21 protein-coding genes are annotated in these 22,284 nt (G+C 33.7%); 4 read left to right on the top strand and 17 right to left on the bottom strand.

Annotated features, from left to right (window positions below):
• Nucleotides 1-18: 18 nt before the first annotated feature.
• Together DW196_RS08150 and DW196_RS08145 are read right to left on the bottom strand one after the other, a co-directional pair.
• Nucleotides 19-1,113: an FAD:protein FMN transferase gene (locus tag DW196_RS08150; RefSeq protein ID WP_118250905.1), complete on the bottom strand. Its 1,095-nt coding sequence runs from the start codon at nt 1,111-1,113 to the stop codon at nt 19-21.
• A gap of 88 nt (nt 1,114-1,201) precedes the next feature.
• On the bottom strand, nt 1,202-1,747 hold the full coding sequence (locus DW196_RS08145) for an FMN-binding protein (protein WP_118250904.1): 546 nt from the start codon (nt 1,745-1,747) through the stop codon (nt 1,202-1,204).
• A 300-nt stretch (nt 1,748-2,047) separates the two neighbouring features.
• Here DW196_RS08145 and DW196_RS08140 point away from each other — a divergent pair, with 300 nt between their 5' ends.
• The 4 genes from DW196_RS08140 (at nt 2,048) to DW196_RS08125 (ending at nt 7,364) form a co-directional block, all read left to right on the top strand.
• A complete protein-coding gene (locus tag DW196_RS08140) occupies nt 2,048-3,961 on the top strand; it encodes an NAD(P)/FAD-dependent oxidoreductase (RefSeq protein ID WP_118250903.1) in 1,914 nt (637 codons plus the stop codon).
• Between the two features lie 112 nt (nt 3,962-4,073).
• Nucleotides 4,074-4,613: a Gx transporter family protein gene (locus tag DW196_RS08135; protein WP_071455946.1), complete on the top strand. Its 540-nt coding sequence runs from the start codon at nt 4,074-4,076 to the stop codon at nt 4,611-4,613.
• Between the two features lie 11 nt (nt 4,614-4,624).
• Nucleotides 4,625-5,611 carry a polyprenyl synthetase family protein gene (locus tag DW196_RS08130; protein ID WP_118250902.1) on the top strand — a complete coding sequence of 329 codons (987 nt, stop codon included), beginning with the start codon at nt 4,625-4,627 and terminating at the stop codon, nt 5,609-5,611.
• A gap of 130 nt (nt 5,612-5,741) precedes the next feature.
• Nucleotides 5,742-7,364 (top strand): ABC-F family ATP-binding cassette domain-containing protein, encoded by a 1,623-nt coding sequence (locus DW196_RS08125; protein WP_118250901.1) that lies wholly within the window; start codon nt 5,742-5,744, stop codon nt 7,362-7,364.
• Between the two features lie 34 nt (nt 7,365-7,398).
• On the opposite strand, the gene DW196_RS08120 is transcribed toward DW196_RS08125, so the two are convergent.
• The 15 genes from DW196_RS08120 to DW196_RS08050 all read right to left on the bottom strand — a co-directional run bounded on the left by DW196_RS08120 (nt 7,399) and on the right by DW196_RS08050 (nt 22,223).
• Nucleotides 7,399-8,028 (bottom strand): DUF421 domain-containing protein, encoded by a 630-nt coding sequence (locus tag DW196_RS08120; RefSeq protein ID WP_071455943.1) that lies wholly within the window; start codon nt 8,026-8,028, stop codon nt 7,399-7,401.
• A 7-nt stretch (nt 8,029-8,035) separates the two neighbouring features.
• On the bottom strand, nt 8,036-8,485 hold the full coding sequence (locus DW196_RS08115) for a DUF3290 family protein (protein ID WP_071455942.1): 450 nt from the start codon (nt 8,483-8,485) through the stop codon (nt 8,036-8,038).
• A gap of 118 nt (nt 8,486-8,603) precedes the next feature.
• Nucleotides 8,604-9,479, bottom strand: coding sequence for a DegV family protein (locus DW196_RS08110; RefSeq protein ID WP_118250900.1), 876 nt, complete (start codon nt 9,477-9,479; stop codon nt 8,604-8,606).
• Nucleotides 9,480-9,574: 95 nt separating this feature from the next.
• A complete protein-coding gene (locus tag DW196_RS08105) occupies nt 9,575-10,867 on the bottom strand; it encodes an adenylosuccinate synthase (RefSeq protein ID WP_071455940.1) in 1,293 nt (430 codons plus the stop codon).
• A gap of 121 nt (nt 10,868-10,988) precedes the next feature.
• Nucleotides 10,989-12,356 (bottom strand): replicative DNA helicase, encoded by a 1,368-nt coding sequence (gene dnaB, locus DW196_RS08100; protein ID WP_118250899.1) that lies wholly within the window; start codon nt 12,354-12,356, stop codon nt 10,989-10,991.
• A 23-nt stretch (nt 12,357-12,379) separates the two neighbouring features.
• Nucleotides 12,380-12,832, bottom strand: a complete 453-nt coding sequence (rplI, locus tag DW196_RS08095; protein ID WP_071455938.1) for a 50S ribosomal protein L9 — start codon at nt 12,830-12,832, stop codon at nt 12,380-12,382.
• A gap of 138 nt (nt 12,833-12,970) precedes the next feature.
• Nucleotides 12,971-13,210, bottom strand: coding sequence for a 30S ribosomal protein S18 (gene rpsR, locus DW196_RS08090; protein WP_071455937.1), 240 nt, complete (start codon nt 13,208-13,210; stop codon nt 12,971-12,973).
• 19 nt (nt 13,211-13,229) lie between these two features.
• Nucleotides 13,230-13,754 carry a single-stranded DNA-binding protein gene (gene ssb, locus DW196_RS08085; protein ID WP_071455936.1) on the bottom strand — a complete coding sequence of 175 codons (525 nt, stop codon included), beginning with the start codon at nt 13,752-13,754 and terminating at the stop codon, nt 13,230-13,232.
• A 43-nt stretch (nt 13,755-13,797) separates the two neighbouring features.
• On the bottom strand, nt 13,798-14,097 hold the full coding sequence (gene rpsF / locus DW196_RS08080) for a 30S ribosomal protein S6 (protein WP_071455935.1): 300 nt from the start codon (nt 14,095-14,097) through the stop codon (nt 13,798-13,800).
• A gap of 965 nt (nt 14,098-15,062) precedes the next feature.
• The gene (locus DW196_RS08075) at nt 15,063-15,488 is read right to left on the bottom strand and encodes a hypothetical protein (RefSeq protein ID WP_071455934.1); all 426 of its coding nucleotides are present in this window, start codon (nt 15,486-15,488) and stop codon (nt 15,063-15,065) included.
• 74 nt (nt 15,489-15,562) lie between these two features.
• Nucleotides 15,563-18,076 (bottom strand): DNA gyrase subunit A, encoded by a 2,514-nt coding sequence (gene gyrA / locus DW196_RS08070; protein WP_118250898.1) that lies wholly within the window; start codon nt 18,074-18,076, stop codon nt 15,563-15,565.
• Nucleotides 18,077-18,093: 17 nt separating this feature from the next.
• Nucleotides 18,094-20,040: a DNA topoisomerase (ATP-hydrolyzing) subunit B gene (gene gyrB, locus DW196_RS08065; protein ID WP_071455932.1), complete on the bottom strand. Its 1,947-nt coding sequence runs from the start codon at nt 20,038-20,040 to the stop codon at nt 18,094-18,096.
• Nucleotides 20,030-21,163, bottom strand: a complete 1,134-nt coding sequence (gene recF / locus DW196_RS08060; RefSeq protein WP_118250897.1) for a DNA replication/repair protein RecF — start codon at nt 21,161-21,163, stop codon at nt 20,030-20,032. The genes gyrB and recF overlap by 11 nt, the downstream gene beginning before the upstream one ends.
• A gap of 2 nt (nt 21,164-21,165) precedes the next feature.
• On the bottom strand, nt 21,166-21,399 hold the full coding sequence (gene yaaA / locus DW196_RS08055) for a S4 domain-containing protein YaaA (protein WP_118250896.1): 234 nt from the start codon (nt 21,397-21,399) through the stop codon (nt 21,166-21,168).
• A 347-nt stretch (nt 21,400-21,746) separates the two neighbouring features.
• Complete coding sequence (locus tag DW196_RS08050) at nt 21,747-22,223, bottom strand: glutathione peroxidase (RefSeq protein ID WP_118250895.1); 477 nt, start codon at nt 22,221-22,223, stop codon at nt 21,747-21,749.
• Nucleotides 22,224-22,284 lie beyond the last annotated feature (61 nt).

Raw genomic sequence — 22,284 nt, 5'->3', positions numbered from 1 at the left:
AAACTCCTTCTTTTAACACTACTTTAACTCTTTTATATCTTTAAGCTTATAAGGAGATTCTTTATTTAACTTAAAGTTACCTTGTAATCCTTTACTTATGTAGATACTATCATCTTTTGTAATAAAAATGGCATCGACACCATCTAAGCTATCTACATAAGCCATACCTTCTTTAACACCTTTAGAAAACACAGCTGTTGAAAGGGCATCTCCTGCAATCGATGTATCTGATACAATCGTCACACCTGCAATTTCATTATCAAATGGGTAACCTGTTTTAGCGTTAAACAAGTGATGGAAAACGTTGTCGCCAACTTTTAAATAACGTTCATAGATACCAGACGTTACAAGGGATTTATTTTTTTCTTCTACTGTTCCAACGACAGTATTTCTAGCTTCATTTGGATCTTGAATTCCGATTTTCCACTTGCCTGAATCACTTCTAGGGTTGTCGCCTAACACGTAGACGTTTCCTCCTAAATCAACAATAGCACTTGTTACACCATTTTCTTTTAGCACATCAACTACTTCATCTGTAATGTATCCTTTAGCAATGGCTCCTAAATCTAGGCTCATCCCTTTTTCTTCTAAATAAACAGTTTGATCTTTATCATTTAGTACCACTTTTTTATAATCAACTTTTTTCAATTCTTGATCGATTTCACTTTGTTCTGGCTTTCTCGCATCATCAAACCCAATATGCCATAATTGCGTGATTGGTCCAATAGCTAAATCAAACCCTCCATTAGAGTCTTCTGTATAATTTACAGCAGCTTTAATCAAATCATATACATCTGAGCTGACCTTCACTGGCTTAATACCTGCCTGATCATTAATTTCATCCACTTCAGACCCTTTTTCATTAACAGTGATTTCTCTATCTAAGACACCTATACGATCAAACGCTTTTTTTAATACTTCTTCTTTGCCTTCATTGTAAATTTTGACTTGTACATAAGTTCCCATCAAAAATTGTCTTTCTGAGTAAGGCTCTTTTACAAGTTTTTCTTGTTTGGTTGTTGTATTTGAATCTGTTTTCTTACTTGAACACCCTGCTATTAAAAAACTCGTGACAGTTAATAATAGCATAGCTGTGGTTATTTTTTTTTTCATGGATACTTCCCTCGCTATAAACTTTTTAAAATAAAAAAGGTGGCAAACTTAAAAGCTTGCCACTCATTACTAATCAAATATAAGTTTATTATTTTTCTACTTGATTGTCAATTTCAATTGTTTTAGTATCACCTTTTTCAGCTGCTTCAATTAATTGTTTTGCGTATTCTTTGAAGCTATCTGTTGAGTGTGTCGCACCAGTAATCGTATCAATATCTGAAGGATTTTGTTTTTCTAATAATGCTTTATTTAACTCTGGTATATATTTTTCTGGTGATGTTTTAGCAACTTTTTCCATTTTTTTGTTATAGTCTGCATCATCAACTTTTGATTTACCTTCTTCATTCACATTATCATATTTAGATTCGGTGATTTTTCCATCTTTTACAACTATTGTAAATACGACACGGTAACCATTATTGTAATTTTTTTCTTCTAACTTATACTCACCATCTTTTAATTCACCCATTACAAATGAATCTGCTGTTGATGAAGAATCTGCTACTGCTGTACTTGATGAAGCTGTACTTGATGAAGCTGATGTATCATCCTTTTTATCCCCACCACAAGCAGCTAACAAAACTGTAGATAACGCTAACATTGCAACGCCTGACACTAATTTTTTGAATTTCATATGAATAACCCGCCTTTTTATATTCTTTGTGAACTTCTAATCACTTGTAATCTTATAATATTGTGACTAAAAACGCAATGCCTTTAAATAACTTTATTCATATTTTCACATTTTTTTAATCATTCTCTCAATTCTTTCTATTTTTATTTTTTTGTTAATATCAAAGATTTGTTAGACTTTTCTTTTATAACACTGTATAATTGTAAGTAATTGTGTAAATTTTTTCACGTTATTATAAATAGCACTTATTCTGCACAATTCACAAACTAATTTTTATAAAAAATTAAAGGAGAGTGTTTTATGGCAAAGACTGAAATAGTAGTTGTCGGAGCAGGTTATTCTGGAATAGCTGCTACAAAGATGTTATCAAAAAAATTAAAAAAGAATCCAGATGCTCATATTACATTAATTGATCGTCATTCTTATCAAACGATGATGACAGAATTACATGAAGTTGCAGGTGGACGTGTGGAGCCAGAAGCAATCCAATACGATTTACAACGTTTATTCTGCAAACGTAAAAATGTCAGTGTTGTAACAGATACAGTCACAACTATTGATAAAGAGAAGAAAATAGTTAAAACCAAACAAAGTTCTTATTCTTTTGACTACCTAGTTTTAGGTATGGGGGGAGAACCTAATGACTTTGGTACACCTGGTGTTAAAGAACATGGATTTACTTTATGGTCTATGGATGACGCTATTAAAATTAGAGAGCACATCGAACGTACGGTTGCGCTTGCGGCTGTTGAGCCAGATGAAGCAAAACGTAAAGCAATGTTGAATTTTGTTGTTTGTGGTTCTGGATTTACCGGTATTGAAATGGTCGGTGAATTAATCGACTGGAAAGACCGATTAGCTAAAAACAATAAAATTAAACCAGAAGATATCAATTTAATGGTGGTTGAAGCTGCTCCAACTATCTTAAACATGTTAGACCGAAATGATGCTGGAAAAGCTGAAAAATATCTAACGAAAAAAGGGGTTAGCATATTAAAAGATATGCCTATCGTTGAAGTACACGAAGATTATATCATCTTAAAATCTGGTGAAAAAATCCCAACTAATACATTAATTTGGACTGCTGGTGTTAAAGCAAATAGTGATGCTGAAAAATTCGATATGCCTGCTGCACGTGCAAATCGTTTAGTTGCTAATGAGTACATGCAAGCAAAAGGTTACGAAGAAAAAAATATTTTTGTTGTCGGAGATTTGGTTTACTTTGAAGAAGCTGATAAAGAAAACCGACCAACACCGCAAATTGTACAAGCTGCTGAACAAACTGGTATCTGTGCTGCTAAAAATATTTTAGCAACAATAAATGGAACTGAAAAAGAAGCTTACAAAGGTAAATATGATGGGTTCATGGTTTCCATTGGATCTAAATATGCTGTTGCATGTGTCTTTGATAAATTCCATTTAAGTGGATTCTTTGCAATGTTGATGAAACACATTATTAACTTAAGATATTTCTTTGATATTCGCTCAGGTTATTATATGTTCCAATATATTATGCATGAATTTTTCCGAATTAAAGATGAACGAAATGTTTTCAGAGGACATACGTCACGTAATAGTAATGTGTTATGGTCTGTTCCATTACGCGTATTCTACGGATGTGCTTGGTTAGTTGAAGCCATGAAAAAAGTCATTGGTAATGGTAAAGTATTACAACCAAGTACGTGGTTTGGTGATGGCTCATGGTTCACCAACACTGTTGCGTTTCCGTTTGAATGGTTACAACCAGCTGATGCAACATCAGGTGCTTCTCAAGCCGCTGATGCTGCTGCAACTACTGCTACTGCTGATCCAACGTTTGGATTAAGTTATGCCTTTGGTGAAGAACCAATGCTTGTCTTTAAATCAATGCCTGACTGGTTTGGCTCTATTATGAAATTCATGATGCCAAATACTGAAGTTGCTTTATTTATGCAAAAATTCATGACACTATTTGAAGTAGCTCTAGCTCTAGCCATTATCTTTGGGTTATTTACTTGGTTAGCTAATGCAACTACGATTGTTTTAGTAGTTATGTTCTGTCTGTCAGGTATGTTCTATTGGGTTAACATTTGGTTCTTATTTGTTGCCTTTGCTTTAATGAATGGTTCTGGACGTGCCTTTGGATTAGATAAATGGGTTATTCCATGGATTCAACGCAAATTAGGTAATTGGTGGTATGGAGACGTCAAAGCTCGATACGGTGAAAAATCGTAACCTAAGATACTTCATCAGAAAGTTCTAGAATTATTTCTAGAGCTTTCTTTTTATTCAAAGTATTGCACTATGAATAAATTGATAGTATTCTCACTATGATAGGAGAATAATCATGTCAAAAAATAAAAAAATTATCTACATTGCTCTACTTGTTGCTCAAGGTGTTATTATAGGTTTACTTGAAAATATGATTCCTTTTCCTTTTGCGTTTGCTCCTGGAGCAAAACTTGGATTAGCTAACTTAATTACCATTATTGCAATTTTTACTATGCCTATAAAGGATAGTTTTACCTTGGTCGTTTTACGTTTATTTTTAACCACACTACTAGGCGGAACTGTCTCAACATTAATGTATAGTGCTGCGGGAGCCTTTCTAAGTTATTTTGGGATGCTTACACTCAAACAGTTGGGGCCAAAACGTATTAGTACAATCGGTATCAGTGCTTTTGGTGGTTTCCTACACAATGTGGGACAACTGCTCATCGCCAGTTGGATTGCCAAATCATGGACTGTTATGCTCTACCTACCCATTCTTTCATGGATTGGTATTTTAGCTGGGATTGCTATAGGAATTGCTGCCAATTATTTAATGTTACATGTTAAAACACTACAGGAATTTCAGTTGGCCTATGATAAACATACTCTAAAATAAGGAGACTATTGATGGAACCTCATGATATGTGGACGTCATATCCGTCCTTAAAAAAAGACTTACAAAAAACATTAAATTTAATTTCAGAATCAATTTCTTTACCTAATAAGGAAGTAGAAGATGCTATATTAGCTATTTTCCACTCTGGTGGGAAACTACTTCGTCCAGCGTATCTGCTTTTATTCTCCGAATTTGGAACAAAAGTGGATAAGAAAAAGACCATTGCTCTTGCTGCTGCGATTGAAACACTTCATACTGCTACGTTAATTCATGATGATATTATTGATGTCGCTGATACTAGACGTGGAACTAAAACGATGAATGCTTCTTTTAGCACTGACATCGCGGTTTACTCTGGTGACTACCTATTCATCGTTTGTTTTAAATTATTAATTCAATACCAAAATTCATTAAAAAGTATTGAGCTTAATACAACAAGCATGGAAAAGGTTCTACTAGGGGAACTTGGCCAAATGAATGAACGCTATAATATCAATGTCACTGTTGATGACTATTTAGCCAATATCACCGGAAAAACAGCTGAGTTATTTGCATTAAGTTGTTTTATTGGATGCTTTGAAAATGGCGGAAGTAAAAATCTTGCGAATAAATGTCGTGAAATCGGAAAAGACATCGGTCTTGCATTCCAAATTGTGGATGATATTTTGGATTATTCTCAAAGTGAAGAAACTCTTGGAAAACCTGTATTAGAAGATGTTAGGCAAGGGATTTATAGCTTACCTTTGATTTGTAGTATTGCAGAACATCCTGACTTTTTTGAGCCGATACTTAGTAAGAAGGACGCCATGACACAAGAAGATGCGAAACAAATCCATGATTTAGTAAGCGATTGTCATGGTGTAGAAAAAGCCTATGAGCTAGCATCTCACTACACAAATCGTGCTCTAGATGGCATCCAATCTCTTCCTAGTAATAAACAAAACACTAAAGAAATAATCTATACTATTACAAAATCGATTTTACAAAGAACGTTTTAACCCTTAGTCATTTCCTTGACTAAGGTTCTTTTTATTCATATGGTTGCACCAACTGTTTAAACCCGATATAATCGGGGAGATACGATAGACATTACAACAACACTAATAAAGAAAAAGTGAGGGATTTATTTTGATTACTGTTTCAGATGTAAGTTTACAATTCCCGGATAGAAAACTATTCGACGATGTAAATATAAAATTCACACCAGGAAATTGTTATGGATTAATTGGTGCAAATGGTGCTGGAAAGTCAACTTTCTTAAAGATACTTTCAAATGAAATTGAACCAACAACAGGATATGTTGCTTTAGGACCTGATGAGCGATTAGCAACACTTAAACAAAATCATTTTGACTATGAGGACGAAACTGTGATTGATACTGTTATCATGGGACATAAACGTCTTTATGAAGTGATGCAAGAAAAAAATGCCATCTACATGAAAGAAGATTTTTCTGATGAAGATGGGATTAAAGCAGCTGAACTTGAAGGAGAATTTGCGGAATTAAATGGTTGGGAAGCTGAACCAGAAGCGGCAAGTTTACTACAAGGTTTAAATATCCCAGAAGATTTACATAATCTAAAAATGAGTGAACTAACAGCCGGACAAAAAGTAAAAGTATTGCTTGCTCAAGCACTATTTGGCCAACCTGACGTATTACTACTAGATGAGCCAACGAATGGTCTTGATAGAGAGTCTATCGCATGGTTAGAAGAATTTTTAATCAACTTTGACAATACTGTTATTACGGTTTCCCATGACCGTCATTTCCTAAACAAGGTATGTACACACATGGCTGATTTAGATTTCGGAAAAATTAAGCTATACGTTGGGAACTATGATTTCTGGTTAGAGTCTAGTCAGTTAGCTGCTAGACTTCAAGCAGATCAAAATGCTAAAAAAGAAGAAAAAGTCAAAGAATTACAAGCCTTTATTGCAAGATTTAGTGCCAACGCTTCTAAATCTAAACAAGCAACTTCTCGTAAAAAAATGTTAGATAAAATTGAACTAGATGATATCCAACCTTCATCACGTCGTTACCCATTTGTAGGATTTAACCCAGAACGTGAAATTGGAAATGACTTATTGCAAGTTGAAAATGTATCAAAAACAATTGATGGAAAGAAAATTTTAGATAATATCTCATTTACACTAAGAAAAGATGATAAGGTAGCCTTTATTGCAAAAGACGATATCGCAACAACTATTCTTTTCAAAATTATTATGGGTGAAATGGAACCAGATACTGGTTCGGTTCGTTGGGGTGTTACAACATCTCAAGCTTATCTACCTAAAGACACAACAGAAGAATTCAACAATGATATGACCATCGTGGATTGGTTACGCCAATATGCTTCAAAAGAAGAAAATGATAATACATTTTTACGTAGTTTCTTAGGACGTATGCTTTTCTCAGGCGAAGACGTATTAAAACCTGTTAATGTTTTATCTGGGGGAGAAAAAGTTCGTTGTATGCTTTCAAAACTAATGTTATCTAAATCAAACGTACTTGTATTAGATGATCCAACCAACCATTTGGACTTAGAATCAATTACAGCTCTAAATGATGGCTTAATCACCTTTAGTGGTTCTATTCTTTTTGCATCACATGACCACCAGTTTATCCAAACAACTGCAAATCGTATCATCGCAGTGTCAGATCAAGGTGTAATTGACCGTGCAGAAACAACCTATGATGAATTCTTAGAAAATGAGACAGTAAAAGAGCAATTAAAAAACATATTTAAATAAAAAAAACCGTTATGCTTTTAGGCATGGCGGTTTTTTAATCATATAAACTAAGCAATAATTCACCGTTTAGCCATTCACCAAGGTAAACATTTTGAATTTCTACTCCCTGTTTATTTAATTCATTAAATAACCAAGAATCATCGCGGTCTATCATTTCTAGTACATCTTGATTTATATATCCATTGGTAATCAGTGGATACTTTACATTTTCCTCACCATATAAAATAATCGTTAGTTGCCCATTTTGCTCTTGAATAGCTCGTTTAACTAAACGTGTTTCATAGACATTGGCTTGTCTTAATTTAAACATTAAATCATTAGCAGAAATGCCTTTTTTACTGCATTCATCTACCAATACTTTGCCGTTTTTTATCAATGTTGTGGGATATCCATCTATCATTTTTTTTACAATCGCAACATTCTCTTTTAAATATTTAAACAATGTGACTAAAAATGTCCACATCACCAACACAAGAAAGTATTGTAAGATTGATATTTGATCATTGTATATCATCCCACCTATAATCCCACCTAAAACAAAGTTCTGTAATTGATCTAGTGGTGATGTTGGTGCCAAGTTGGCTTTTCCTAATAAATTCATCTGGAAAATCAATGTAATAATCCCAATAGCTAACTTAATTCCTATATCTAAATACTCTTTCATTTTCTCATCACTTCCCTGTGACCTTGATTGATTCATCATTAACTAACACGGTCTCTTCTAACTTAAATGTTGTGAAATCACTGTTAAAATTTACCTGATAATACTTATTATTTATTTTCAATACCATCTCATCTTTTAAATATTTATAATTCACACTGATTGTTTCAGGATCAACTAATTTTTTCTTACTAACTGCATTTAAAAAGAAAAGCATCTGAGAGTAGTTTCCTTTTTCTGCCTTGCCTTTTTGATAGTCATTTGCCTGGATTCCTATTAAAAAGACTAAAAGTAATGATAATAGAATAATCAAATCACGATATTTTAATCGACTTTTATTTTTTGAACGCCTTAGAATCAATAATAAAATAATTATCAAAGCCAATATAACTAATAAATATTGATAAATATGGCTGTTACTAGATTGATTAACAAAATAATTGTATGTAAAAAACTCCATATATCGCAACTCCTAATTTTAATGATGGCATAATTATACTATTTATCATAATAAATAGATAATATAATAAGAAAACAGACATCTATTACCGTTAATTAATGGATGTCTGTTTTCTTATTTATTTTTCTTTACCAAATGAAAAAATAGCTAATGCGCCATACCCTGTATGACTAGCAATAGTTGGTCCCATTCGGCGTACTGAAACACTCTGCACATTAATTTTTTCTTCTAATATTTTTTTTAATGCTTCTCCTGACTCTTCATCCCCAGCATATGCAATCAAAATATCTTGTGTTGTTTCATTTTCTATTGTGTCTTTCGTTAACTCCACAATCTTATCAAGAGAATGTTTTCGTCCTCTAACTTTTCCGGTATTAATTAATTTTCCTTCAGCATTCATACAAATAGTTGGTTTAACTTTAATCATACTACCAAGCATAGCACTCGTTTTCGAAATTCTTCCACCACGTTCCAAATGTTTTAAGTCATCAACCGTCACCCATGAATGAACACGCGGTATATTAGTCTGAAGCCAATCTAAAACTTCTGATAATTCTTTTTTTTGTCGTCTAAGTGATAAGACATTCTCTATGATTAAACCTTCTCCTAAAGAAGCTGCTAATGAATCAACTATAGTAATAGGCACACTACTTCCACTTTCTTCTTCTAACATAGCTAAAGCTGTGAGTGCATTATTATATGAACCACTAAGCCCTGAAGAGAAACAAACATAGAGTAATGGTTGATTGCCTGAAGCGTAATCTCTAAAAATATCTAAATAATTGCCAATGTTAATTTGTGAGGTCGTCGGTGTTGCACCATTTTTTAATTCAGACATAAACCATTCATAATCAAGCGTTTCTTGAAAATCATCAAGATACTCTTTACCATCTAATTGGATTGTCATACTTATTTTTCGAATACCTGTTTCTTGCAACAGTTCATATGATAAATCACAACATGAATCTACCAACAAATCAAATTTATAAGTCATCTTTTATTTTCTCCCTGTGATTGGTCTCATGCTATTATATAATAAAAAAATAGAGAGTTCGATAACTCTCTATTTTTGTTCTATTTATTGGGTATTTAAATTTGTTCCCAAACGTTTTCTAAGATATTTGTTTGTGTTCTATCTGGACCTACAGAGAACGTCGAAATACGGACATCAACTAATTCTGATACACGTTTAACATAGTTTCTAGCGTTTTCTGGTAGTTCTTCTAATGTTTTACAACCTGTAATATCTTCTTCCCAACCTGGTAATTCTTCATAGATTGGTTTACATCTAGACAACTCTTTTAAACTTGCTGGATAATGAGTTATTTCTTTACCATCTAGTTCGTAAGCCACACAAATTTTGATAACAGGTAATCCTGTTAATACATCAATAGAATTCAATGATAGATTCGTAATACCTGACACACGTCTAGAATGTCTCATCACAACACTATCAAACCAACCAACACGTCTTGGACGGCCTGTTGTTGTTCCATACTCGCGACCTACTTCTCTAATTTGGTGTCCTGTTTCATCAAATAATTCTGTTGGGAATGGGCCATCACCAACACGAGATGTATAAGCTTTACAAACACCAACGACCTTATCAATTTTTGAAGGGCCGACACCTGTTCCGATTGTTACGCCACCAGCTAATGGATTAGATGATGTAACAAATGGGTATGTCCCTTGATCAATATCTAGCATAACTCCTTGAGCACCTTCAAATAGTACATGTTTTCCAGTATCTAAGGCTTCATTTAAGATAACTGATGTATCAGTTACGTATTCTTTAATTAATTGACCGTACTCATAGTATTCTTCAAACACTTCTTCAAATGAAATTGGATCGACTTCATATATTTTAGTGAATAATTTATTTTTTTCTTCTAAATTCACTTTCAAACGTTCTTCAAAAATTTCTTTATCTAATAAATCAGCTATGCGAATACCGACACGAGCTGCTTTATCCATATAAGCAGGACCAATCCCTTTAATCGTTGTTCCTATTTTTTGATCACCTTTAGCATCTTCTTGTAGTTGATCTAAAAGAATATGGTATGGCAAAATCACATGTGCTCTGTCTGATATTCTTAAATTAGTTGTTGGAATATTGTGCTCTTTTAAATAGTTTAATTCCTTAATCAACGATTTTGGATTAACTACTACGCCATTTCCAATCACGCTTATTTTATCTTGGTAAAAAATACCAGATGGAATTAAATGGAGTTTATAAGTTGTTCCATCAAATTGAATAGTGTGGCCTGCATTGTCTCCACCTTGGTATCTTGCAATAATTTCTGCATTTTCACTTAAAAAGTCAGTGATTTTTCCTTTACCTTCGTCTCCCCACTGAGTTCCTACTACTACAACTGATGACATACGAACACTCCGTTCTTCTCTTTTATTATTACTTGACTATATTACCAAAAAAAAGCTTCAAACACAACTAAATCGGAACATTTAAAATAAAAAAACATATTTTAATCACAAATCACGAACATCAAAACTCTTCACGTGGTGAAATGGAGGTAAACTTATTATATTCTTTGATAAACATCAATTCTACTGTTCCTCTTGCACCACTTCTATTTTTTTCGATAATAACTTCAATAATATTATTAGACTCTTGTACCGGCTCATCATCACCGTCCTCACCATCTCGTTGATAATAATCATCACGATATAAAAAGGCGACAATATCTGCATCTTGCTCGATAGAACCAGATTCACGAATATCGCTTAATACGGGACGTTTATCTTGTCGTTGTTCGACACCACGTGATAACTGTGATAATGCAATAACAGGAACTTTTAACTCTTTAGCTAGTTTCTTTAACTGACGTGAAATCTCAGACACTTCTTGTTGTCTGTTCTCACGTCCTGTTCCCTCAATCAGCTGCAAGTAATCTATTAAAATTAATCCCAATTCACCTTGTTCTTGAGCTAATTTTCGGCATTTCGCTCTAATTTCAGATATTTTGATTCCTGGAGTATCATCAATAAAAATATTTGCTCGTGACAAACTACCCATAGCGACAATTAAACTATTCCACTCTTCATCAGTTAATTGGCCTGTTTTCAAATGACTTGCTTCGATAGATCCTTCTGAACATAGCATACGATTCACTAATGATTCGGCACTCATTTCAAGACTAAAAATAGCAACTGATTCATTCGTTTTAGTTCCTACGTTTTGTGCGATATTCAAGGCAAAAGCGGTCTTACCTACCGCTGGACGAGCTGCTAAAATAATTAATTCTTCCGATTGAAGCCCTGCTGTCATTTTATCTAGTGCATGATAACCTGTAGGCAATCCCGTAATATCATCACCCTGTTGTGACAATTGCTCAATCTGTGCGATCGAGTCGCTTAATACATCAGATATCGCTAAAAAGCCACTTCTATTTCTTTTTTCAGACACTTCTAATATCTGGCGCTCTGCCTCATCTAAAATGAACTCTACATCTTCATCTTGTTCGAAACCTTTTGCCACTATATCTGTGGCTGTTTGAATTAATCGACGTAGTAATGATTTTTGTTCCACTATTTTTGCATAGTAACCGACATTTGCTGCAGTTGGAACACTCGTTGTCAATTCAGATAAGTAACTAATACCGCCTACATCCTCAATTAATTGTTTCTGCTCTAGTTCTGTTTTCATTGTGATGACATCAATTGCTTCATTTCGATTATTTAAATCTAACATCGTTTGAAACAGTAATTGATGTGAACGACGATAAAAATCTGCTGAATCAATATATTCCATTGCCTCAATCAAAGCATCGGCATTTAAAAAGACAGAACCCAAAACCGCTTGTTCTGCCTCGATGCTTTGAGGTGGCACTCTATCTTGTTGAATATGTTCCATAGATTACAACCCTCAATTTCCGGTTACTCAACTACAACATGAACACGTAGTTTTGCGACCACTTCTTTATGTAATTTCACTGGAACAGTTGTATATCCTAAAGATTTAATTGGTTGTTCCATTTCAATTTTACGTTTATCTACCTTAATTTTATGTTGCTTTTGTAAGCCATCTGCAACTTGTTTTGAAGGAATAGATCCAAATAAGCGTCCATCTTCTCCGGCTTTTGACTTTATAATAACTTCAAAACCTTCAGATTCAAATTTTTCTTTTAATTGTTTTGCTTCCTCTAAAATCTCAGCATCTTCTTTTGCTTTAGCTTTTTCTTTTCCTTTTAATTCACTTAAACTTTGAGAAGTTGCTTCTTTAGCTAATCCTTTTTTTATCAAGAAGTTTTGTGCATACCCTACAGCAACATCTTTTACTTCTCCTTTTTTTCCTTTTCCTTTAACATCTTCTAAAAAGATAACTTTCATCTATATCCACTCTCCTAACGATTCTAGTTATATACTCTTATCATTTTACCATAATCCATCGTATTTCTAAACTATTCTTCATTGTTTCACGTGAAACAAAAAAAGACATTCTAATGAATGTCTTTTGATTGATTTTAATTAGTCTTCACTAACAAATGGTAATAATCCCATAATTCTTGCACGTTTAATTGCAATCGTTAATTTACGTTGATGTTTAGCACATGTACCTGTCACACGACGAGGTAAAATTTTACCACGTTCTGAAACAAAGCGTGATAATAATTCAACATCTTTATAATCAATATGATCAATATGGTTAGCTGTAAAGTAACATACTTTACGACGACGGCGTCCGCCTCTTCTTTGTTGAGCTGCCATTTTATGCCCTCCTCTATTATTAGAATGGTAAATCGTCATCCGAAATATCTATCGATGATGAGTTTCCAAATGGATTACTGTTATCACGATCGAAGTTCGGCATGTCATTACTTGAAGATTGGCCAAATGATGATTGTGTATTTTGATTATTTTGAGAAAAATCATTAAATCCACCAGCATTGTTATCAAAGCCACCAGATTGTTGTTGTCTTTGACTTGATGCGTTTTTAGATTCTAATAATTGGAAATTCTCACAAACCACTTCAGTCACATACACTCTTTGTCCCTGTTGATTCTCGTAGTTTCTTGTTTGAATACGACCAACAACTCCTAAAAGAGTTCCTTTTTTAGCATAGTTTGCTAAAGTTTCAGCTGGTTTTCTCCAAATCACACAGTTAACAAAATCTGCTTCTCGTTCTCCACTTTGATTAGTAAAATTACGATTAACAGCCAAGTTAAAAGTGGCTACGGCAGAACCATTTGACGTATATCTCAAATCTGGGTCGCGAGTAAGTCTACCTACCAATACAACATTGTTAATCATTGGTTAATCTCCTTTCGTTATAAATGTTTCACGTGAAACATTATTAGTTTTCTTCTTTAACAACCATGTGACGTAAAATGTCATCATTGATTTTTGCTAAACGATCAAATTCATTGATTGCTGCAGCATCTGTAGAAGAAACTTTAACGATATGGTAGATACCTTCACGGAAATTTTGGATTTCGTAAGCTAAACGACGTTTTTCCCATTGTTTAGATTCCAAAACTTCTGCTCCGTTATCTTTCAAGATTGAATCGAAACGATTTACTAGAGCATTTTTTGCTTCCTCATCAATGTTAGGACGAATTATATACATGATTTCATAATTTGATACCTGACTCATTGATTTTCACCTCCTTATGGACTAAAGGTTCCTTATTTATAAGGAACAAGGAGAGTAAATTTTCATTTACTCACAGTATTAAATTATACACTTTTAAATGATTCATTGCAATATAAATTTATAATATCTTTATTTTAATCGACTTCTTGCCAATGAGCTGTTTCTTCAAATTGTTTAATATCATGAGTGGTATTCTGTGTAATTTTTTTAGGAAACCCAACAATAGCTAAAACACCCCTTAGTGACACTATCAATCATCTCGTTTAATGACTTTATTTCAGACATGAAACAACCATCACCTTCAGAAATAATATCGGTGACCCCATAGATGGCATAACTAGACCAGGTCTTAACTTGAACTCATCTAATAAGGCCATATTTAACGTCTGAGAGAGAATACAACTAATACCTAATTATTATTCCAGAAGCGTTAAAGACCGTTATAAGGACTATTTTATGACAATCAAACGAATTAGCAACTGGTTGTTGAATCAAAGGATGAATTAACAACTTTACCTCAATGGATGTCTCATTAGAATAATCTGGTTTACACCAATCGTCTTCATTCATCTGTCTAAAATTTAAAACACCACAATTAGCATCTAGTTTCCCTTACAATAAACATGATCCCTGTAACTTATCTTAATGTTGTCTAAATTTTTTATCCACCAATTGACATGATACAAAAAGTAATAAAAACATCGCTGAGATTAGTTCTATCAAGACTTCTACTTCACTACCTGATTTTATTCTGAAAAAAATCCATATTTTAATACTAACTCTAAAGGATTAATTAGTGGCCTGAATTTATCTTCAATGAAAGACAGCTTAGATACTTTCACCGATATACCTATTGTTTGGACAAAATAAGGTAACATTGTTAATTCCATCCCTAGTTTTGCTTTATAAATCAAATAAAAAACTACATTGAAAATTATTGATGCAATGAAATTCCTAAACCAATTTTAGGGGGCAGTATCATCAGAAAAATAATAATAAATCCCATTTGCGTTTACCTTTTTTCCTAATTGATTCAATTGATATTGCAGTTCTTCCCTAACATCATTATTTTTTCCCAGATAGTCTTGCCATTCTTCCACTACAATATAATGATGTGGTGAGTCTAATTCCACTGACTTTAAAGAGGAGTAGAGCATGTCTAAATCATACCAAGTAGCTGAATTAACATTGTCTTTCCTATTCATCATGCTAAGTAGGTAATACGTTGCTTCAGTCAAGTACTCCTCATTTGCAGAGCAATACGAAGATGGATCTTTTTCCCATCTCTTTTGAATCATTTGTCGATATCTTCGGCGTTCTTTCATGCTTACAAATATAATAAAACAAATCACTCCTATAAAAACTAGTCCTATAAATCCTACTTCAGTCATTTATACACCCCTTTATTTAAACTTTTTTGTAAAAAAACCATTCAAAATACAGTATATTTTGAATGGTTTTACTTTTATTCTTCAGAATTATTTTCTTCTTCTACTTCTTCTGTGACTTCAATTTCAATTTCTTCTGAAACAATAATTTCCTCATCTTCTTCAACTTCAATTGTCGCCATAGTAGATACTAAAGCATCTTCTTCTAAACGAATCAAGCGGACACCTTGGGTTGAACGACCAGTTTGAGAAACTGAATTCAATTCAAAACGGATGATAACACCTTTGTTCGTTACTAACATAATGTCTTCTTCGCCACTAACAGTTGTTAAGCCGACAAGATGACCATTTTTTTCAGTAATATTGACGGTCTTGATCCCTTTACCACCACGACCTTTAATTGGATACTCTTTAGCATGTGTTCTCTTACCGTAACCATTTTCAGTAATAACTAATACTTCCATGTCTGGTTTTAAAATATCCATGCCAATAACATAATCATTCTCTCTTAAACGAATACCACGAACTCCAGCAGCACTGCGTCCCATTGAACGCACTGCTTCTTCTTTAAAGGTAACTGAATAGCCTAAATTAGTTCCAATAATGATTGTATCATCACCATCAGTTAAGGCTACGTTGATTAATGAATCCCCAGCTTTTAAGCCGATAGATTTCAATCCATTTGTCCTGATGTTAGCAAACTCTTGAACTGAAGTACGTTTTACCGTTCCTAGCTTAGTTGTGAAGAATAGGTATTGGTTAGAATCAGCCTTACCTTCAATATTGATAATTGCTTCTATCTTTTCAGATGAATCAATGCCCAATAAGTTAATTACTGGGATTCCTTTCGCCGTACGACCATACTCAGGAATTTCATACCCTTTAGCACGATATACTTTACCCGTGTCAGTAAAGAATAATAACGTATCATGAGTTGAACATGATAAGAGATTTTCAACAAAATCATCATCATGTACACCCATACCTTGAACACCACGTCCACCACGGTTTTGTGTACGGAATTCTGTACTTGGCAATCGTTTAATATAGCCATTGTGAGTTAATGTGATAACCACATCTTCTTCTTCAATTAAATCTTCATCTTCAAGACTTAATACTTCTCCAACGAGTAATTCAGTCCGTCTTTCATCACCATATTTACGTTGAACTTCATCAAGTTCTTCAGAAATAATATCAAGTACTCTATGATGATTAGCTAATATGTCTTTCAAATCAGCAATTAATACTAATAAATCTTGGTATTCCGCTTCGATTTTTTCACGTTCTAAACCGGTTAAACGACGTAAACGCATATCTAAAATTGCTTGTGATTGTCTATCCGATAAATCAAACTGTTCCATCAAAGTTGCTTTTGCCACATCATCAGAATCAGATGCACGGATAATTTTAATAATTTCATCAATATGATCTAACGCAATTCTCAATCCTTCTAAGATATGAGCACGTGCTTCTGCTTTTTGTTTATCAAATTCTGTACGACGAACAATGACTTCTTTTTGATGTTCTAGATAATATTCTAGAATTGATTTTAATCCTAAAACTTTTGGCACACCTTTAACAATGGCTAGCATATTAAAACCAAAACTTGTTTGTAGTGAGGTTAATTTGTATAAATTATTCAACACAACAGATGCACTTGTATCTCGACGAATCTCGATGACAATACGCATACCTTCACGTGATGATTCATCTCTTAAATCAGTAATACCTTCGATTCGTTTTTCACGATGTAACTCAGCAATACGTTCAACTAGTTTAGCCTTATTCACCATATATGGAATTTCTGTTACAATGATGCGTTCTCGGCCATTAGATTTTTCTTCAATATCTACTTTAGCACGAACAATAATTGAGCCTCTACCAGTCTCATAAGCTTTACGAATACCAGATTTCCCCATAACAAGTCCACCAGTTGGGAAATCTGGACCAGGTAGAGCTTCCATTAATTCATTCGTTGTTACTTCTTTATTATCCATCAACAACTTCAACGCATCAATAACTTCAGATAAGTTATGCGGTGGTATATTCGTCGCCATACCAACCGCAATACCAGTTGTCCCATTAACTAGAAGGTTAGGAAATCGTGCAGGTAATACTTCTGGTTCTCTTTCAGTTTCATCATAATTTTTTTGGAAATTAACGGTATTTTTATTGATATCGCGTAACATTTCAATCGCAATCTTACTCATACGAGCTTCCGTATAACGCATCGCGGCAGCCCCGTCACCATCGACAGAGCCAAAGTTACCATGCCCATCAACTAACATATTACGGTAACTAAATGGTTGAGCCATACGCACCATGGATTCATAAATCGCACTATCACCATGAGGATGGTATTTACCCATAACATCCCCAACGATACGTGCTGATTTTTTATGTGCCTTATCAGGTGTCACGCCCATTTCGTTCATCCCATATAAAATACGGCGATGAACAGGTTTTAGTCCATCTCTTACGTCTGGTAACGCACGAGACACAATAACACTCATGGCATAATCAATAAAGGATTCTTCCATTTCTTGTGTCAAATTAACATCTTGAATATTTTCTCTGATTTCTTCAGACATGAACGTATCTCCCTTACTTAAATATCTAAATTCTTAACATAATGTGCATTGGCCTCGATAAACTCACGACGGGGTTCTACTCTATCCCCCATCAACATATCAAATACAGCATCTGCTTTAGCAGCATCTTCAACTGTTACACGTAACATTGTACGTTTGGCTGGATCCATTGTTGTATCCCATAATTGATGGTCATCCATCTCTCCTAGACCTTTATAACGTTGAATACTTGGTTTTGGTGTTGCTGGAAGATCGGCAACTGCTTGTGCTAATCTCTCATCGGCATCTTTTCCTGGTTGAATATATGTAATTTTTTTCCCTTGTTTTACCCCATACAATGGCGGCTGAGCAATGTAAACATATCCAGCTTCAACAATTGGACGCATATAACGATAAAATAGCGTTAATAAAAGAGTTCTAATATGTGCCCCATCGACGTCGGCATCGGTCATGATAATTAATTTATGATAACGTGCTTTTGATACATCAAAATCGCCACCAAACCCCGTTCCCATTGCTGTAAATAGTGAACGAATTTCTGCATTGGCCAATATTTTTTCCATGCTTGCTTTTTCGACGTTTAAGATTTTCCCACGAATAGGTAAAATGGCTTGATACTTACGGTCACGACCAGTTTTTGCTGAGCCTCCCGCAGAATCCCCTTCGACAATATATAATTCACTTTTCTCAGGATCACGACTTGAACAATCAGCTAACTTACCAGGTAAACTACTAATTTCAAGAGCTCCCTTACGTCGTGTTACTTCACGTGCTCTTTTAGCTGCCAAACGAGCTTTAGATGCTAAAATCCCTTTTTCAACGACACGTTTTGCTACATCAGGGTTTTCTAATAAAAATTTATTAAAAGCTTCTGAGAATAATCGATCTGTAACTGTTCTTACTTCAGAGTTACCTAATTTTGTTTTTGTTTGTCCTTCAAATTGTGGTTCTGGATGTTTGATAGAGATAACAGCTGTCATTCCTTCACGTACATCATCTCCACTTAAATTTTCGTCATTTTCTTTTAATAATTTTTGACGTTTTGCATAATCATTAATCACACGTGTTAAAGCAGTTCTAAAACCAAACTCGTGTGTTCCCCCTTCATAGGTATGGATATTATTAGCAAAACTCAACAAATTAGTATGGTAATCGTCAGTGTACTGGATTGCTACTTCAACACTAATATCTTGTTGTTCACCTTCTGTGTAAATTGGATCTGGAAAAAGAACTGTTTTCCCAGCATTTAAATACTCAACATAACTCTTAATCCCACCTTCGTAGTAGTAAGATTCTTCTTTTTCAGGACTCACACGTTTATCAGTAATACTAATACGTAATCCTCGATTTAAGAAAGCTAATTCACGAATACGTGTTGCTAATTTATCATATTCAAAAATGGTTGTTTCTTTAAAAATTTCAGCATCCGGTTTAAAGTTAACAACTGTTCCGCGATGGTCTGTTTCACCAATTACTTCTAAGTCATCTACGACTTTTCCTCGATTAAATTCTTGATGATGAATTTTTCCATCAACATGAACTTTAACATTAAGTGATTCAGATAACGCGTTTACAACGGATGAACCTACACCATGTAAACCACCTGAGACTTTATAACCCCCACCACCAAATTTTCCTCCAGCGTGTAAGACTGTAAAGACGGTCTCAACAGCTGGTCGTCCCGTTTTTTCTTGAATCCCTACTGGAATACCACGTCCATTATCTTTGACTGTGATACTGTTATCTTCTTCAATCGTGACATTAATTTCTGTACAATACCCTGCTAACGCCTCGTCAATCGAGTTATCGACAATTTCCCATACTAAGTGGTGCAAACCTTGTGGACCGGTCGATCCAATATACATTCCTGGGCGCTTTCTTACCGCTTCTAATCCTTCTAAGACTTGAATTTGACTTGCATCATATGCTGAAGCTTGGCCTTTGTTTACTTGTTTATCCGTCAACGTCTTCACTCATCCTTTCTACTTCTCCATTTGTTACATAGAATACTTCGGGTTTAATGTTTAATTTATCATTTAAATGCGACACACTCGTTGTTGTTAAAAATGTTTGGAGTTTATTATCAATAAATTCCATCAATTGTACTTGCCTTGCATCATCTAATTCACTTAAAACATCATCCAATAATAAAATAGGATATTCACCAATTTCATCATTAATTAACTCAATTTCCGCTAGCTTAACACTCAAAGCTGTTGTTCGTTGTTGACCTTGAGAACCGTAAGTTTGAACATTTTGTCCATTAACCATAAAAATTAAATCATCTCTGTGAGGACCAACACTTGTTGTTAATTGAGTTAAATCTCTTGCTTCTGATTGTTTAAATTCTTTCATGAGTAAATGATATAGATCTTCTTGAGTCATCTCTTCTGTCAACTCTAGAGATGTTTTATAAGTAATGTTGAGTTTTTCTTTACCATATGAGATACTCTCATGAATTGTATTTGCCCATTTCTCTAATAATCCAATAAAATACAAACGTGAAAAGAGCACAAAACTTCCTTCTTGTGCTAATTGTTCATTCAATACATCTAAGTACACTGCATCATGTATTTTATTATAAGCTGATTTTTTTAGATACTGGTTGCGCTGTTTCAAAACAGATTGGTAATTACTTAAGTGATGCAAATATTGTGAGTTGATTTGTCCAATTTCCATATCAAGAAATTTTCGACGATGTTGAGGTGAGCCTTTCACTAAGGATAAATCTTCAGGGGCAAATAATATGACGTTTAAATAGCCTATATATTGGCTTAATTTGGTCTGTTCTAATCCATTTACTTTTGTCTTTTTACCTTTGTTAGAAACAATCATCGTTAAATCAATGTCCCCATTTTTTTTACTGATATTCCCCTCAATTCGAGCAAATTCTTTATTCCATTGAATTAACTCTTTTTCATGATTACTTCTATGACTCTTTGTTAGTGATAAAACATAAATACTTTCTAATAAATTTGTCTTTCCTTGTGCATTATCTCCTACAAATACATTTAATTTAGGTGAAAAATCTAGTGTTAACTGATTATAATTACGATAATTTGTTAAGACAATTTGATTAAGCTGCATGATTATTCTTCATCCGATGTATTTTTTTCCATAAAAAAAGTACCTACATCAGGTATTTCTATCATCATATCTGCATATAGTTTTCTACCACGACGGTTTTCTGGTTCTCCATCTACAAATACTATATTCTCTTGTAAAAACCACTTAGCCATTCCACCACTGGAAATCACATCAACTTCTTTTAAAAATTGACCAAGAGTCATATATTCTGTCTTTAATTTAAATGCCTTTTTCACAAATTTTCACCTTCTCTGTTTCAATTTACCGTTACTTACATTATACCCTTTTTACAACCTAAAAACAAATTTTCTTTGGTAAAATCGTTTTTTAAGCATATATAGAATAAATCGATACTTTTATCATTTTTAAGCCTAAATCTCTTAGAACGTAAAATAATGAATATTTTTATAAAATTCGACAGAACGAATAAAAGTTATTTATTAAATTAACTGAAGTGGATTGTGTTAGAATTTAGATGTACGAAAGTAATTTGCTTTTCATACGCATTTTTACTTTAACAAAAAAACAAAGTATCGAAGCGATCAATACTTTGTTTTAGAATTTGAAAGAATGACTGATAAAATTATTCTTCAAGTAAGCTATTAATATAAGGAATCATTTTTTCTGGCTTATCTGTAGGTGCAAAACGCTTTACGACATTTCCATTTTTATCTACTAAAAATTTTGTAAAATTCCACTTGATTTTATTACCTAAAAAACCAAATGTTCCTCCAACTAAATAATCAAAAATTGGATTGGCATATGCTCCATTAACTTTGGATATTTCATGCATTGGAAAACTTACTCCATATGTCATTCGACAAGTTTGGCTTGCTTTTTTACTATCTTTTAATTCTTGATGAAACTGATCTGATGGGAATCCTAATACAATAACATCTTGATTTTTATATGTTTGATAAATTTCTTCTAACTCCTTAAATTGTGAAGCTAACCCACATTTAGTAGCTGTATTAACAATCACCATCACTTTTCCTTTATATCGTTCCATAGAGTAAGTTTCACCACTATCCAATGTGGCAATATAATCATAGATAGTCATGTTATTACCTTCCTTTTAATCTCTTTATATTCCGTTAAATTTGATCTTTTTATAAAAAACC

It is taken from the genome of Vagococcus sp. AM17-17, from assembly GCF_003471765.1.
In the GTDB taxonomy this organism is placed as follows: domain Bacteria; phylum Bacillota; class Bacilli; order Lactobacillales; family Vagococcaceae; genus Vagococcus; species Vagococcus teuberi.
Note: the sequence above shows the minus strand (reverse complement) of the source record. Positions and strands in the feature narration are given on the sequence as shown.